A 14,286-nucleotide genomic window follows, 5' to 3' on the forward strand; every position below is an offset into this window, starting at 1 on the left:
TAATTAATCAGAATACGAATGTCTAAATTCAATGAATTGATCAATGGCGACCAACCCGTGTTGGTCGATTTTTTTGCTACCTGGTGTGGGCCATGTAAAATGATGGCACCTATGCTGGACCAATTAAAAAATGAGATAGGCGATAAGGCCAGAATTGTAAAAGTGGATGTAGATAAAAATCAGGCTGCTGCACAAAAGTATCAGGTGAGGGGAGTGCCTACCCTAATTCTATTTAAGAATGGTCAGATTAAATGGCAACAGTCCGGAGTGGTTCAACCAGCCCAATTGAAGCTGGTGATAGAGCAGTTTAGTTAATCGTTATTTTTATTTGAAATAGAATAGCTAATTCCTGCTGAGATCAAAATACTGCGTAGCTTAATATCATCACTTGCAAAGTATTCATCGGTAGATAAGCTGGTGAAACTCATCAGATAGGACGCTATTAAACCTAATGTTAGTTTATCTGATAAATTATAGTTGCCACCTAACTCAACTATTCCACCAATGTCTAAACTTCTCACTTGATCTGTTACATCTAAATTTTCTTCTGGCCTGCCTAAAAAAGCTGGGGTTTCATGTGTAGCTTTTATCAAAATAGAGGGGACGATTCCCACATTAACGTATCCTGATAAAGTACTTCCAAAATGACGCCCAACTTTTATTGGGATTGAAACATATCGATAATTGAATTGTGCTTCTTCCACACCAATTTGATTGCCCTCTGCATCACGTAAAAATATTTCAAAGTTAAATCCACGAGTTAAGTAAAGGAGGTCTGCATCAAGATGATATTTTTCATTTAAGAAATAGTTGTAGTTCAGACCTGCTAAAACCGAAGTGAGGTTGTTCGTGTCATCAAAAACTTCGTTTTGATACGAATTGCTTAATGACGCACCGAATTTAAGACCAACTTTATGTTGCGAAATACCTTTTATCGAAATAATAAAAAAAAGGCAGATAAGTAGTGATTTTAAGCGCATGACAATTTTAAAGTGTTCGGTTAAAACAAGATACAATTATTAGTTATTGACAAGTTGAATCTACTGATTCTATAGGTGAAAGAGCCTCTTTCCTTTTATTTCGACTTCCTAAATCGGTAAAATCTCCTTCTTCTATGACAAGAACTAATCTATCGATGGCAAAGCTGCTTGATCTTCCTGAAATAAGTATGGTATACGTGCCAGGACTATCAAATCTGGCATAAACTGCATGAGCATCACTATCACTGGTACTTCCTTCATACCACCATTCATCTAATTGGTTCATATATACTTTTAAGTACCCTATGTTTCTTGGGTTTGAACCATTTGGAACTTTATAAGTTGCTCCAGGATAAGTTTCAGCTAAGATCGGATCATTACGATCCGGATTTGACGAATCTATACCTTCATCATTAGGAATAGCTATGGTGTTTGAGTTGGAACGGTAGCCATAAAAAGCATCAGCATCTGGAAAATTAACAAAGGCATCATTGTGTTCTGTATTATTATCACCAGTCCCTATGGTACTTGCATATAAAAAACGATAAATACCGGGCGTATTGATCTTCACATTATATGTAATAATCGAATTACCTGCATCTCTAAATGAATCTTCACCTTTGAAAACAATGAAGCCTTCTCCGCTATGGCCACTTACATTATTTATAGATCCACTTTGAAACTCCCATTCACCGATGTTTGATCTATTTGGTACATCTTCGGCTTCAATAATTACTAAACCATTACTTTCTTCAAAATAAAGGGCGGGTGCATTTGGGCAATCACTGGTGAGACCTGGACTTTCGTCATCATCATCGCAGGAAATGAAAATAGTTGGAAAAATAAACAGACTTAATAGACAAGTAAGTAGTTGGTTTTTAACATTCATTGAATGAAATTACTCACAGAATACGTATTTGCAACATATTCTAGATTAATGATTTGTTATCATAGTTAAATGGTAGTTTTTGTCGCTCCCATCACTTCCAAACTCTTTTCAACCTGTAGGTAGAGAATCAGTAATTTTTCATCAGAGGTAAATTCTGGTAATTCGAGAGATAATGAGCCGCTATCATCAGCATTAATTGTTTTCAGGTTTCTTACCACATTATCATGATTTAATGTTTTGCCATGATTCTCACCTCTAGGCACATAATTCTCTACATGGCGTTCAACAATTGCAGCATTGAGAAGAAGATTTGTTGGTTGTTTGTCCAGAGAATAAGAAAAGGTAAGCTTACCACTATGCATTTTTAAATCAGAAATTGAGATAGAGATTGGATCAAGCTCAATTTTATTAAGTGCATTATTCAATTTGGATTCGTAAGAACCAACAAACTCATACTTACCATTCACTACCATTTGAGGCGTGTAAATGGTATTTAATTTAAAATGGTTGCCATATTTCCGCTGCCTCTTAGTAAACTCTTCACTACTGTATGGGTCTTTCCAGCCCAAGTAATTCCAATAGCTCACATGATAGGAGAGGGCAAATACGTTATCATTACCGGCAATTTTACTCAGTACTTCATCTGCAGCCGGACAGCTGGAGCAGCCCTGTGAAGTAAATAGCTCGACTACGGCAATGGATTCACTTTTAACAGCTTTGGTTTCTTCGAAATGAGTGAATGAGATAATAAAAATGGAACTACTTATAATGAGGAGTAAGGCTAATCGTTTCATACAATAGTATACTCTAATTGCATCTTGCGGTTATGTAAGTTGAAAGACAATCTGAGTTATTTGTTAATTTAAAGTGCTTATGGTTCTTTTTTGTCTATTTTTCAGAACCAATGTTATTGCTGGCTTTTGATGTTGTAAACTAATCAGAATGTTATGATAAAATATCTTATTGCTTACCTACTTATAATTTTTTGTGTTGATATTCTTCAGGCTCAAACAATAAGCTGGCAAGATTCTTCAAGTAATGCTGTAGTTTACTTACATATTGACGAGGCCGATTTTAAAGAACATAAACACCGAACATCAGGCAAGTTTGATGTGATAGAAACCCATCCTAAGTATCATCAAACAGTTTTGGCAACGATTAACAAGGCACTCAGAAAATATCCTGCATCGGTTATCAATGAACACTTTACCACGATTTATGTGTATGACGAGTTTGATAAGAAACGCATTATGATGGGCACCTATTTGGGTAGGCATGGGTTCTTCTTTGCTGTAAAATATATGGAAGATGGTTCAGTTAATACAGAAATGTTGGAACGTTTGATACATCATGAGTTTTCTCACCGATTATTTCTGTTTGAAAGTAAAGGGTTTGATGATAAAGCCTGGACAGCTAACAATACATTAAAGTATGGCGATATAAAAAGTTATAGGCAAAACTTAGAAACTGAGTTATTTGACAAAGGCTTTATTTACAAATACAGTGTTATGAACAAACTGGAAGACTTTTCCACTTTTGCGGAAAACCTGTTCGTAAGTAAACCAGGGTTTTGGGAAGCGATTAAAAGCCATGAAACATTAAGGAACAAATTCAAAGTTGCTAGTGAGTTTTACGAATCAATTGACCCACAATTCAACGAAGCCTATTTTTTAGATATGCATGGTGTAAGCCTAGATTGACATCTTGGGTTGTCTTGTCATTTGTCTCATTAGATCTTCTCTAATAATTTCACACCATGCAGGAATATGTACTTCATGGTGTATTACTTAATCTGTTGAAAGAAAAGGCTATTTTCATTCCTGAAAACCGAACTCTTTTAATCTCAGATTTGCATTTAGGTAAAGTCAATCACTTCAGAAGGTCTGGCATTCCTGTACCTCAAAAGGCGAATGATCGAAATATTGAATTATTAATTGGCCTGCTCCAACAACAAAAGCCTGAGCGAGTTATTTTTTTAGGAGATCTTTTTCATAGTCACTACAATTCTGAGTGGGAAGTATTTGGTCAGGTGCTTAAGGCATTTCCAGAAATGCAATTTGAGTTGGTTCAAGGCAATCATGACATTATGAGTCCTTATCAATATGATAAATTGAAGATTCTGGTACATAAAGATCAATTGCAATTGAGTTCGCTGCTACTGTCCCACGAGCCGTTACAAGAATTTGAGGGCTATAATTTAGCTGGCCATATTCATCCAGCAGTAAAACTTCGAGGTTCTGCCCGACAAAGTTTGCGTTTACCTTGCTTTCATTTTGGTGAAAAACAGGGGCTCATGCCTGCCTTTGGTGAGTTTACAGGAGCCTATACTATCACACCTAAAAAAGGAGATGATGTATTCGTTATAATGGAAGAGACTGTAGTAAAAGTGGGCTAGACAAAACCCAAAATATTCTTTTAAGGTCATCCTGACGAAGGAAGGATCTTCCTAAGTTCGAACAACAATTGTAAAAAGTAACGTAAACTCACTTAGTAAGATGCCTCCTTTTGTCGGCATGACACATTCTATTGGATTTTTGCACTGAGTTACAGAGAGTCAACTTTTGATTTGTTTTAGTCACATCACTAAAAAATCAAATTACTCTATACAATAAAGTCATCCTGACGAAGGAAGGATCTTCCTAAGTTCGTACAACAATTGTAAAAAGTATCGTAAACCCACTTAGTAAGGCCGATAGCTATCGGACTCCTTTTGTCGGCATGACAGCATTTGATAGTATGAAATCACAATTTGAAAAAAAAATCAAATTATTTTTTCACTACCTTGTAACATACTCCCATCACGGTCGTCTTGCCTATGAATATGAGTTTGGAAGCTTTTAAAACAAGAGTATTACCTACTAAGGATAAGCTATTTCGATTTGCTCTTAAGTTAGTAGGTGATGCCGATGAAGCTCGGGATATCGTTCAGGAAGTTTTCATAAAAGTATGGAACAAGCGTAATGAAATGGATGAACTTGAAAATATGGAAGCCTGGTGCATGCGAGTGACCAGAAACCTTTCATTAGACAAGTTAAAATCCAAAAAACGTAAGCTGACCGATAGCCTGGATCAAACACATGATATTAGTATGGGTGAGAATATTACACCGTACAGATCAACAGAGTTAAGTGATACAATGATTAAAATAGGAACATTTATTTCATCTCTACCAGACAAACAGAAGCAGGTAATTCAGCTTCGGGATGTGGAAGGGTATTCCTATCAGGAGATATGTGACATCCTGGAAATAGATATGAATCAGGTAAAAGTAAACCTGTTCAGAGCAAGAAAATCGGTCCGTGAGAATTTATTAAATGCAAATGCATATGGACTCTAAAAGAATTGAACAGTTAATAGCGAAATACTGGGAGTGTGAAACCACGCTGGAAGAGGAGAAAGAATTAAAAAACTACTTCTCAGCTGGTGACTATGATGCAAAGTTTAAAGATGTAGCTCCACTATTTCAATATTATACAAATGAAAAGGAATCGGCTTCATTAGATGGCTTGTTTGATGAACAGGTTCTGGCAGAAATTGAGCAGGGCGTACCATCAAGCCCTAAAAAGGGTAAGGTGATGAGCATGTTCACCAATATCTCTAAAGTAGCCGCTGTAATATTAGTAGTTGTGGTGGCAGGGTATTTTATCCAGCAGGAGATAAAAGAAAAGGAGCAGCCTTATTTAACCGATACATTCGAAGATCCTGAAAAGGCATTTGAAGAAACAAAAAAGGCACTTCAATTAATAAGTAAAAACTTCAATAAAGGTAGAAAACAGGCTAAAAAGCTTTCCACATTTAACGAAGCACAAGAAAGAGTAAAAGACAATAATTTATAAAGAATAAAGACATGAAGAAGGTATTAACAGTATTGGCAGTTCTGGTAGCTTTTGCAGCAAACGGACAAGATGCAATATCAAGATTTTTCGATAAGTATGCTGATGATGAGACATTTACGAATGTAACCATCACAAGCAGAATGTTCAGCTTGTTTACTGATCTTGAAATGGAATCTAAAGAAGATCAGGAAATTCTGGATGCAATTAGCAAGTTGAAAGGTCTTAAAATACTCGCCAAGGAAGAAGTGAATGGTAAAGCCATGTACAAAGAAGCTTTAGGGCTTCTACCAAAAGGTGAGTTTGATGAGCTGATGTCTATCAAAGATGAAGACAAAGACATGAAGTTCATGATCAAAGAAAATGATAAGAAAATCAGTGAACTGGTAATGATTATGGGTGGTGATAAGGAATTTTTTATCCTCACACTCTTCGGTGAAATAGATCTGAAGCAAGTGGCCAAAATTTCTAAAGCCATGGATATCGATGGCCTCGATAATCTTAACAAACTAGATAAAGGAAACTAATAATAATTAATAACTCAAAATAAACAACAACATGAAAAAGTTAAGTCTAATAGTAGCAGCATTGGTAATTTGTGGGAGTGCATTTAGCCAAAGCAAATCGGTAGAAGCATTTCACAGCAAGTACCAGGATGACCGTGATGCCTCAGTAGTAACACTTAATGGAAACATCTTTGAGCTTATATCAAGCATCACAGGTTTCTCGGAAGAAGAAGATGCACAAACAGTTTCCAGAATTGCCAAAGGAATCAACTCCATGAATGTTTTGGCATTACCAATGGACAAAATCGGTATCAGTGTAAAGGAAATTGATAACCTTAGAGATGATATCAAAAAAGAAGGTTATGAAGAAATGATGACCGTTAGAGATGGCAGAGAGCGAGTTTATTTCCTTGCTAAAACCAACAAAAGTCAGATAAACAATATGCTGATTCTAACTAACAAAGATGATGACGAATTTGTGCTGATCAACCTGGATGGTATCCTTGAAATGAAAGACCTGGCGTATTTAGCAGATCATCATAAAGAGTGGAGTAAGTAACATCATAATCGAATAAGTGTCATCCCGAAGGTATGAGGGATCTTACTGAATAATTAAGTAAGATCCTTCCTTCGTCAGGATGACATATCTTTTATATATTTAACTTCTCAATTAATAATTGTCTATGATGAAGACACTCACATTGTTGCTTTTGGCACTACCCGTCATTTGCTTCTCACAAAGCAAAACCACCAAAGCGTTTCATGATGATCATGAAGATGCCTTTGTTTTATTCTTTTACAGTAATACACTTAAAATGCTCAATCAGGATGATAACCCTGAGTTTGAAGAGCTGATAAAGGACATTGATAAAATGAAATTCATCAGAGTGGATAAAGCCGCTGAAAATGTAGACAAGGATGATTACAAGGAGCTTGTAGCAAGTTATTACGATGAGGATTTTGAAGATCTTATGACCATGCGCCACGAGGGCATGAATGTAAATGCCTACATACAGGAAGAAGATGGCGTAACCACCGGCATCGTATTGTTGATGCAGGATAATGAAAGCCTGTCAATTCTCGATATTAAAGGATCAGTTGCCATTAGCAAATTGGCTACACTTATTTCAAAAGTTCAAAATTTCAACTAACCATCTATGGAGTCAGTTCTGACGATTAATAATCTTACAAAAAGGTATGGGAGACTTGTTGCCGTTAACGACCTGACATTGGAAATCAAGAAAGGGGAGGTGTTCGGTATTCTTGGGCCTAACGGTAGTGGTAAAACTACCACATTGGGGATGCTGCTGGATGTTATCAGAAAAACCAGTGGCGATTTCAAATGGTTTGGTCAGCCTGCTACGAAAGAAATGCGCAAGAAGATTGGTGCAATTCTGGAAACGCCCATTTTTTATCCTTACCTATCTGCAGTTAAGAATTTGGAAATTGTGGCTGAGATAAAAAATGCCCCAAAGGAGAACATTGAACCTGCCCTTAAAAAAGTAGAACTGTTTGAGCGTAAGCATGATAAATTCAAGACTTACTCTTTGGGTATGAAACAGCGTTTGTCTATTGCATCTGCTTTGGTGTGCGACCCCGAGGTGATGATTTTAGATGAACCTACCAATGGGTTAGACCCCCAGGGTATAGCCGAAATACGCGAATTGATTAAAAGCATTGCTAAAGATGGTAAGACAATTATTCTCGCAAGCCATTTGCTTGATGAAGTGCAGAAGGTATGTACCAACTTTGCCGTATTGAAGAAGGGTGACCTACTTTATTCCGGTTTAGTGGATGATATCGATAAGGGTGAAGTGAATGTGGAAGTTGCATCTGATGACCCGAGTTTGTTGGAGAAATTAGAGACTTGCCCATTTGTAGCTCGTGTATCAGAAGATATGGGCAAATACACCGCATTATTGAAAGATGATAAACTAGCAGCAGACCTCAATAAATACCTTTTTGATGCAGGGATAATGGTTTCTCATTTGGTAACCATGAAAAAGAGCCTCGAAAAACAATTCCTTGAACTTTTAGCAGAGTCAGATAACGCTTAAACCTAGCCGAACAACACTTTTATGAATATTATCAAACTAGTTAAAATAGATTTAATAAAGCTTACCAACTACAGGGCATTCAACGTGCTGGTAGGCTTGTATGCTTTACTAATTATAAGTGTGCCTGTCTCTGTAACTGAGTTTTTAAAATGGTTGAAAGTAAAAGGAGCAGAGTTCGATCAATTTGACCCAATGAAGATTCCTATTCTTCATTTCCCGGATATCTGGCAAAATGTTACTTACGTATATACTTTCTTAAAGATTTTCTTAGCTATTGTGGTAATTATCTCCGTTTCCAATGAGTTTTCTTACAAAACGGTAAGGCAGAATATTATTGATGGACTCTCCAGAACAGATTTCCTTATATCAAAAGTGGCTACCATCTTATTATTATCCATTTCTTCGGCAGTGCTTGTTTTTATTACTACTTACGTTACCGGATGGATTTACACACCTGATGTAAGTATTGGTGAGAGTTTAGAAACAAGCAGTTTCGTTTTTGCTTATTTTCTGGATTTATTCGGCTATTTGATATTTGCTTTTCTCCTAACGGTAATACTAAAGAGATCGGCATTAACCATTTTTATATTAATGCTTTACCGACCAATAGAATTAACTATTGCAGGGTTGCTACCGGAGAAGTTAGAATTTCTAGGTGAATACTTTCCTTTAAATGTTTTAAGCAGGTTGATAGAAATTCCTTTCCCGCGTTACTGGTTTCAGGAAATTCAGGACTATGTAGCCTGGGATGCCGTGGCGATGGTGATTGTGTATATAGCACTCTTTGTTTATGCAGTGCATGCGAAGTTGAAGAGTAGTGATTTGTAGGATTTAAAAGGGGCCAAATGCACTATTGCGGAATGTTACCTACTTTATTTATTTCTTAAGTATTAAACTTCAACTTCCAAATCAAGCAGAGCCTTTTCTAAAGGCGTTAGTGTAAACATTATAGCTTTTAGCGTTAGTTTCTTTCTAGTCTTTAAAGTGATTGAATTATAAACCTTTACTAATCTTATTAAAAAATAATTTACGCCTTTCTATATTGATAGTATGATAAAAGAATGGAGATAATTAAAGAAATGCTTATTAAAAGGAAGTATTCTCTTAGATACCAAACTTTTTCGCTAGACATATTATCATTTTCAAATAATACCTTCCCTTGATCATCGTAAATTTTGTAAATATCATTTAAATGAACATTGTTTCGCGGTGCAAGAGAGTCTACAATTAAAATTATTTCTCCATCAATGAGCTCATTAATTCTATCTGAAACATCTGTAAATTTTTCAAATGAATTTGAAGCGCCACCTCTAAATTTATTGTTTATATCAGAAAATGAATTGAGAGAAAATGAATAATATCTATCATGATTTGAATCTTTTAAAAAAATGTAATAGAGCGCCCAGGGCTCATTGAAAATATCGTATTTCGTATTATTAATGATTGTGTCAGCTGGAAATTTGTCATTCATTTCTAAGAATTTCTTCTCAATTATATTTTTGTCAATATACTTTAAAGTGTCCGTGTGTTGGGCTTGTTGAAGAAAAGGCTTGTAGTAGTTTAATAGGGATTTTTGAATTTCAACGTTTCTGTCTGACAGAGTAAATGAGGTTTTATCTAATTCTGTTGCCCCCACTTCCTTAAAATGAATACCGTTTGCCATTAACTTTGGATTGTAGTCAATGATATAATATACATTCTCTTTTGAACTATTTACTTTAATAAAATTCTCATCTATTGATTTCTGAGTAGGCCCTATGATCCATGAAAAACAAATCCAAGTGATTAATAAAGCAATTGCTAATAAAAAGTTTGTTTTTTTTCTTCCTTTTGACATTCTTTTTCTTCTCTAATAGATCACTGTGTAATAATCACACCCAAAGAAATTTCCAGCCCGGTGAAATCAAGGGTAGCATCTTTGTAATCCACTTCTCTAGTCACTAAAGGGCCAGCCATGTTACCCCCTGTATAACTTCCTTTAATTGGAAAATCTGCACCACCAATGTAGTAGTTCACTTCAAAGCTTAAACCCCACTGACTGGTAACATACACCACATATTCGGCACCAAACATAACTCCAAAACCAAGTCCGCTATCAAAATCAACATCAGAATTGGCTGCATCCCAACCTTCAAAAGTACGTATCGCCTTGTCTAAGTTTCCATTCATAATTTTATTATCGAATGTGCCAAAGCCAAAACCGCCTCCTTTAATTTTAAACTCCTGGTTTTGAGTAACATATTGTAATACCAGCTCTGCGGGTATTAGCAATGTAAAGTTTGGTCCAACAATAGGATCTTTCGTTTTTAGGTCGCCCATGTCAGTGACATTCATGCCCGACATCCTGTAAAGTGAAAAACCGCTTTGTACCACTATAAAATCACCAAACTGAATGCCCAATCCGCGCAGTGAGAACGGGCTTATTGGTGTAGAAAAGTAGCCATTCTTCGGAAGAAAGTATGAAAATGAAATTCCAACTTCCTGAGCTTGTGCTGGTTTGCTAAATGCAAACAAAGAAGTGAATAATAAAACGGCAATCAGTTTTTTCATAGCATGAATATTCTTCAACTAATTAGTAATTTTCTGAATTGATAATATAGCTGACTATCTCAAAATCGGACTTGTCATTCTGAATTAATTTCAGAATCTCAAATTTAGAACTGCTCCTGAACAAAAGATCCTGAAATTAATTCAGAATGACAGTATTATTTGATTTTGAGATAATAAAAAACAATAAGTTAAAACTAAGAATATATTTATGAATCTAAGACACGCCTTTTCTCTTTCTCTCCTCATTATTGGTTTATACAGCTGTACAACTTCAGATGAAAAACAATACGCGGATACCATCTATACCAACGGAAATATCTACACGGCTGATTCTTCCAATAGCATGGTTGAAGCGGTGGCAGTTAAAAATGGAAGGATAATAGCCACAGGTCAACTAGCAGAGGTCAATAAACTAAAGGATAATTCAACTCAATCAGTAGATTTAAATGGTGCAACCATGACCCCGGGCTTTATTGAAGGTCACGGGCATTTAATGGGCTTAGGTTTTAATCAATTAGATGTTGACTTGTTGGCGGTGAGATCCTATGATGAGCTAATAGAAAAGATAAAAGAAGCGGTAGCTAAATCACAGCCTGGTGATTGGATTCAAGGCAGGGGCTGGCATCAGGATAAATGGAATAATGAGGGACTAGAATTGATTAAAGGCTTTCCAGTTCATGATAGGCTAAGTGAAATATCACCTGATAACCCGGTTTTTTTAAAGCATGCAAGTGGTCATGCGGCACTGGCTAATTATAAGGCTATGCAGTTAGCTGGGGTATTACCTATGTCTACAGAATCTATGAAAAACTTGAATGTAGAGGGAGCAGAGATTGTGAGGGATGAGCAGGGTAATCCTACCGGTGTATTTATCGAACCAGCTGCTTACGAGTTGATTAGCGACCAAATCACAAAGAATTCAACGGCTAGATATGAAAAGGCGCTGGAGTTGGCTATTGAAGCTAGTCATAAAAACGGTATTACTGGGTTTCATACAGCCGGCATTCATCCTGATACGGTAGATCTATTTTACAAGTTTAAGAATGATGGTAGACTAAAGCTTAGGCTTTACGCCATGCTTAGTGGTTGGAATAGAAACCTATTGAATGAATGGTATGAAAAAGGTCCTGATATTGATACCACAGATTACCTGCTCACCATTCGCTCCGTTAAGCTGAATTGTGATGGAGCACTTGGTTCTAGAGGAGCCTGGTTGTTAGAGGAATATACGGATAGACCCGGGCATTATGGCCATGAAACATTGCCTATGGAGTTTGTTTATGAAACAGCAAAGAATGGTTTAGCAAATGGCTTTCAGGTTTGTGCCCATGCCATTGGCGATAGAGCCAATAAAGAAATCCTGGATCGCTATGAAAAAGCTTTTGCTGAATTTCCCGATGTAAAAGATCACCGTTTTAGAATAGAACATGCACAGCACCTTCATCCGGAGGATATACCGAGGTTTGGAGAATTAAATGTTATTCCCGCCATGCAGGCCATTCATATGTCGTCTGACAGGCCCTGGGCTATTGACAGGCTAGGCCAAAAGCGTATAGATGAAGGCGCTTATATGTGGAGGGCATTAATTGATTCAGGCGCCATTATAGTAAATGGTACGGATGTGCCTGTAGAACCCGTTGACCCTTTGGCCAGTTTCTATGCTAGTGTTACAAGAAAAACATTGGCTGGCACACCCGAGGGCGGTTATGAACCCACTCAAAAAATGACAAGAGAAGAAGCTTTGAAATCCTATACGATTAATGCTGCTTACGGTGCATTTCAGGAAGATGCTCTTGGTTCAATCGAAGTAGGTAAGTTGGCAGATTTCACGGTTTTTGATAAAGATATTATGACAATACCTGAGGATGAGATATTGAAAACAAAAGTTATAAAAACCATTTTTGGCGGTGAAGTAGTCTATGAAAATAACTAAACCAACACTTATTCTTAATGCGGCTGTTTGCAGAGCAAACATTGCCCGGATGGTCAATAAAGCTCAAAGCCAAGGCTTAGAGCTTCAGCCTCATTTCAAAACACATCAGTCGAAACAAATAGGGCAGTGGTTTCAAGAGCTGGGTGTATATAAAATAACAGTCAGCTCATTGGGTATGGCGCAATATTTTGCTGCTAGTGGCTGGAATGATATTACAGTCGCTTTTCCTTGCAACATATTGGAAATTGATGCTATCAATGAATTAGCCAAAGATATTGCCTTGACAGTGCTGGTTGATAATTCAGATATTGCTGAGCTACTGAATAGTCAAGTTCGAAATTCGATATCTGTTTACATAGAAATTGATTCGGGTGGTAACAGGTCAGGAATTAAACCTCATCAACTCGAAAAAGTAAGGGATTTAGCTAATCAGATAAGTGCTTCTGATAAACTAAAGTTTAAAGGTCTTTATAGCCATGCCGGACATACGTATGGAGCAAAAGGTGAGTCGGAGATTCAAAACTTAGCAAATAAGTCTATTGAGCAGCTATCTTCATTAAAACAATTGCTGCTTTCTGAGTACCCTCACCTTATCGCATGTTTTGGTGATACGCCCTCATGCAGTGTTTTGGATTCTTTTGCGAACATAGATCGTATCAGTCCTGGAAATTTTGTGTTTTACGATGTAATGCAGTCTGAAATAGGCTCATGTCAGTTGCAAGATATAGCTGTCACCGTTGCGTGCCCCGTTGTCTCTATTAAGCAAGAAGAAAATCAATTAATTATTTATGGCGGAGCCGTTCATTTTTCCAAAGACCATAGTGGTAAATATGGTTATGGACAGGTAGTTGAGTTCATTAATAACGGCTGGGAAATAATAGAAGGAGCGACCTTAATAAAGGTATCTCAGGAACATGGCATCATACAATTAGAGGATGGCTTAACCTCAGAATTTAAGATTGGAGATGTGATTGGAGTACTTCCAATACATTCGTGCTTAACGGCTGAATGTTTGAGAAGCTATCAAACACTCAATGGAGAACTAATGGATCATTATTAAAAAAGCTCCGAGATTCTCGGAGCTTTTTCTGTTATGCTAAATACTTTTGTGCTTTTTTCTTGAGTGCATCACGATCTGAAGTGATAGATGGGTCGCTATAAATTTTAGAGGATAATTCTGCAATCACTCCTTTTTTATAGCCTAAGCGAGAAGCAATGTCTTCGCAGAATACAATCTCACTTTTAAATACCTGGCCATCAATTTTCATCATCTGCACAACATGATAAAGGTGCTCGAATTTCTGATCATCCGTTAATGTACTTAAATCACCAATAGGTTTTCTTGGGTTTTTAAGCATTTCATCGATATCTTCTGCAGGGACACCATTAGAAACACCTATCATTTTTATCAGTTTAGCTTCTTTATCAGCAACATTATTGTCGCTGGCAGCCAACTGTATTAATACGTTTAATTGTTCCTTTATCATTTTATCCTAATTATTTTGTGCCTTTATAATTAATTAATGTCAAGACCAATA

General features: G+C 36.7%; 18 protein-coding genes. 12 read left to right on the plus strand and 6 right to left on the minus strand.

The genetic code is table 11. The features are described 5' to 3' along the window. Positions 1-18 precede the first annotated feature (18 nt). Positions 19-315 (plus strand): thioredoxin, encoded by a 297-nt coding sequence (gene trxA / locus JR347_RS10640; RefSeq protein WP_205720586.1) that lies wholly within the window; start codon positions 19-21, stop codon positions 313-315. On the opposite strand, the gene JR347_RS10645 is transcribed toward trxA, so the two are convergent. The 3 genes from JR347_RS10645 to JR347_RS10655 all read right to left on the minus strand — a co-directional run bounded on the left by JR347_RS10645 (position 312) and on the right by JR347_RS10655 (position 2,663). Next, positions 312-980, minus strand: coding sequence for an outer membrane beta-barrel protein (locus tag JR347_RS10645; protein WP_205720587.1), 669 nt, complete (start codon positions 978-980; stop codon positions 312-314). The genes trxA and JR347_RS10645 overlap by 4 nt on opposite strands. A gap of 43 nt (positions 981-1,023) precedes the next feature. Then, on the minus strand, positions 1,024-1,869 hold the full coding sequence (locus JR347_RS10650) for a hypothetical protein (protein WP_205720588.1): 846 nt from the start codon (positions 1,867-1,869) through the stop codon (positions 1,024-1,026). Between the two features lie 65 nt (positions 1,870-1,934). Then, complete coding sequence (locus tag JR347_RS10655) at positions 1,935-2,663, minus strand: DUF1223 domain-containing protein (protein ID WP_205720589.1); 729 nt, start codon at positions 2,661-2,663, stop codon at positions 1,935-1,937. 153 nt (positions 2,664-2,816) lie between these two features. On the opposite strand from JR347_RS10655, the gene JR347_RS10660 reads away from it, so the two are divergent. From JR347_RS10660 to JR347_RS10700, 9 genes are all read left to right on the plus strand, one after another. Next, positions 2,817-3,569: a putative zinc-binding metallopeptidase gene (locus JR347_RS10660; protein WP_205720590.1), complete on the plus strand. Its 753-nt coding sequence runs from the start codon at positions 2,817-2,819 to the stop codon at positions 3,567-3,569. A 56-nt stretch (positions 3,570-3,625) separates the two neighbouring features. Further along, entirely contained in the window at positions 3,626-4,264 is a 639-nt protein-coding gene (pdeM, locus tag JR347_RS10665; protein WP_205720591.1) for a ligase-associated DNA damage response endonuclease PdeM, read from the plus strand. Positions 4,265-4,690: 426 nt separating this feature from the next. Beyond that, positions 4,691-5,206 carry an RNA polymerase sigma factor gene (locus JR347_RS10670; RefSeq protein ID WP_205720592.1) on the plus strand — a complete coding sequence of 172 codons (516 nt, stop codon included), beginning with the start codon at positions 4,691-4,693 and terminating at the stop codon, positions 5,204-5,206. Next, positions 5,196-5,705, plus strand: a complete 510-nt coding sequence (locus JR347_RS10675; protein WP_205720593.1) for a hypothetical protein — start codon at positions 5,196-5,198, stop codon at positions 5,703-5,705. Before JR347_RS10670 ends, JR347_RS10675 begins: the two co-directional genes overlap by 11 nt. 11 nt (positions 5,706-5,716) lie before the next feature. Next, positions 5,717-6,229 carry a DUF4252 domain-containing protein gene (locus tag JR347_RS10680; RefSeq protein ID WP_205720594.1) on the plus strand — a complete coding sequence of 171 codons (513 nt, stop codon included), beginning with the start codon at positions 5,717-5,719 and terminating at the stop codon, positions 6,227-6,229. Positions 6,230-6,260: 31 nt separating this feature from the next. Further along, complete coding sequence (locus JR347_RS10685; RefSeq protein ID WP_205720595.1) at positions 6,261-6,767, plus strand: DUF4252 domain-containing protein; 507 nt, start codon at positions 6,261-6,263, stop codon at positions 6,765-6,767. Positions 6,768-6,891: 124 nt separating this feature from the next. Next, positions 6,892-7,359 carry a DUF4252 domain-containing protein gene (locus tag JR347_RS10690; RefSeq protein ID WP_205720596.1) on the plus strand — a complete coding sequence of 156 codons (468 nt, stop codon included), beginning with the start codon at positions 6,892-6,894 and terminating at the stop codon, positions 7,357-7,359. A 6-nt stretch (positions 7,360-7,365) separates the two neighbouring features. Beyond that, positions 7,366-8,265, plus strand: coding sequence for an ABC transporter ATP-binding protein (locus JR347_RS10695; protein WP_205720597.1), 900 nt, complete (start codon positions 7,366-7,368; stop codon positions 8,263-8,265). Between the two features lie 21 nt (positions 8,266-8,286). Beyond that, positions 8,287-9,093 (plus strand): hypothetical protein, encoded by an 807-nt coding sequence (locus JR347_RS10700; RefSeq protein WP_205720598.1) that lies wholly within the window; start codon positions 8,287-8,289, stop codon positions 9,091-9,093. A 199-nt stretch (positions 9,094-9,292) separates the two neighbouring features. On the opposite strand, the gene JR347_RS10705 is transcribed toward JR347_RS10700, so the two are convergent. Beyond that, positions 9,293-10,102, minus strand: a complete 810-nt coding sequence (locus tag JR347_RS10705) for a hypothetical protein (protein ID WP_205720599.1) — start codon at positions 10,100-10,102, stop codon at positions 9,293-9,295. A 20-nt stretch (positions 10,103-10,122) separates the two neighbouring features. Continuing rightward, complete coding sequence (locus tag JR347_RS10710; RefSeq protein ID WP_205720600.1) at positions 10,123-10,815, minus strand: hypothetical protein; 693 nt, start codon at positions 10,813-10,815, stop codon at positions 10,123-10,125. Between the two features lie 208 nt (positions 10,816-11,023). Here JR347_RS10710 and JR347_RS10715 point away from each other — a divergent pair, with 208 nt between their 5' ends. Together JR347_RS10715 and JR347_RS10720 are read left to right on the plus strand one after the other, a co-directional pair. Next, positions 11,024-12,748, plus strand: a complete 1,725-nt coding sequence (locus JR347_RS10715) for an amidohydrolase (RefSeq protein ID WP_205720601.1) — start codon at positions 11,024-11,026, stop codon at positions 12,746-12,748. Further along, on the plus strand, positions 12,735-13,808 hold the full coding sequence (locus JR347_RS10720) for an alanine racemase (RefSeq protein ID WP_205720602.1): 1,074 nt from the start codon (positions 12,735-12,737) through the stop codon (positions 13,806-13,808). The genes JR347_RS10715 and JR347_RS10720 overlap by 14 nt, the downstream gene beginning before the upstream one ends. A gap of 31 nt (positions 13,809-13,839) precedes the next feature. On the opposite strand, the gene JR347_RS10725 is transcribed toward JR347_RS10720, so the two are convergent. Then, entirely contained in the window at positions 13,840-14,235 is a 396-nt protein-coding gene (locus tag JR347_RS10725; RefSeq protein ID WP_205720603.1) for a TerB family tellurite resistance protein, read from the minus strand. Positions 14,236-14,286: the final 51 nt, after the last annotated feature.

It is taken from the genome of Fulvivirga lutea (genome assembly GCF_017068455.1).
In the GTDB taxonomy this organism is placed as follows: Bacteria; Bacteroidota; Bacteroidia; order Cytophagales; family Cyclobacteriaceae; genus Fulvivirga; species Fulvivirga lutea.

Coding starts and splice junctions, on each gene's coding strand:
- trxA (WP_205720586.1), top strand. CDS start 19: ATGTCTAAATTCAATGAATTGATCAATGGCGACCAACCCGTGTTGGTC.
- JR347_RS10645 (WP_205720587.1), bottom strand. CDS start 980: ATGCGCTTAAAATCACTACTTATCTGCCTTTTTTTTATTATTTCGATA.
- JR347_RS10650 (WP_205720588.1), bottom strand. CDS start 1,869: ATGAATGTTAAAAACCAACTACTTACTTGTCTATTAAGTCTGTTTATT.
- JR347_RS10655 (WP_205720589.1), bottom strand. CDS start 2,663: ATGAAACGATTAGCCTTACTCCTCATTATAAGTAGTTCCATTTTTATT.
- JR347_RS10660 (WP_205720590.1), top strand. CDS start 2,817: ATGATAAAATATCTTATTGCTTACCTACTTATAATTTTTTGTGTTGAT.
- pdeM (WP_205720591.1), top strand. CDS start 3,626: ATGCAGGAATATGTACTTCATGGTGTATTACTTAATCTGTTGAAAGAA.
- JR347_RS10670 (WP_205720592.1), top strand. CDS start 4,691: ATGAGTTTGGAAGCTTTTAAAACAAGAGTATTACCTACTAAGGATAAG.
- JR347_RS10675 (WP_205720593.1), top strand. CDS start 5,196: ATGGACTCTAAAAGAATTGAACAGTTAATAGCGAAATACTGGGAGTGT.
- JR347_RS10680 (WP_205720594.1), top strand. CDS start 5,717: ATGAAGAAGGTATTAACAGTATTGGCAGTTCTGGTAGCTTTTGCAGCA.
- JR347_RS10685 (WP_205720595.1), top strand. CDS start 6,261: ATGAAAAAGTTAAGTCTAATAGTAGCAGCATTGGTAATTTGTGGGAGT.
- JR347_RS10690 (WP_205720596.1), top strand. CDS start 6,892: ATGATGAAGACACTCACATTGTTGCTTTTGGCACTACCCGTCATTTGC.
- JR347_RS10695 (WP_205720597.1), top strand. CDS start 7,366: ATGGAGTCAGTTCTGACGATTAATAATCTTACAAAAAGGTATGGGAGA.
- JR347_RS10700 (WP_205720598.1), top strand. CDS start 8,287: ATGAATATTATCAAACTAGTTAAAATAGATTTAATAAAGCTTACCAAC.
- JR347_RS10705 (WP_205720599.1), bottom strand. CDS start 10,102: ATGTCAAAAGGAAGAAAAAAAACAAACTTTTTATTAGCAATTGCTTTA.
- JR347_RS10710 (WP_205720600.1), bottom strand. CDS start 10,815: ATGAAAAAACTGATTGCCGTTTTATTATTCACTTCTTTGTTTGCATTT.
- JR347_RS10715 (WP_205720601.1), top strand. CDS start 11,024: ATGAATCTAAGACACGCCTTTTCTCTTTCTCTCCTCATTATTGGTTTA.
- JR347_RS10720 (WP_205720602.1), top strand. CDS start 12,735: ATGAAAATAACTAAACCAACACTTATTCTTAATGCGGCTGTTTGCAGA.
- JR347_RS10725 (WP_205720603.1), bottom strand. CDS start 14,235: ATGATAAAGGAACAATTAAACGTATTAATACAGTTGGCTGCCAGCGAC.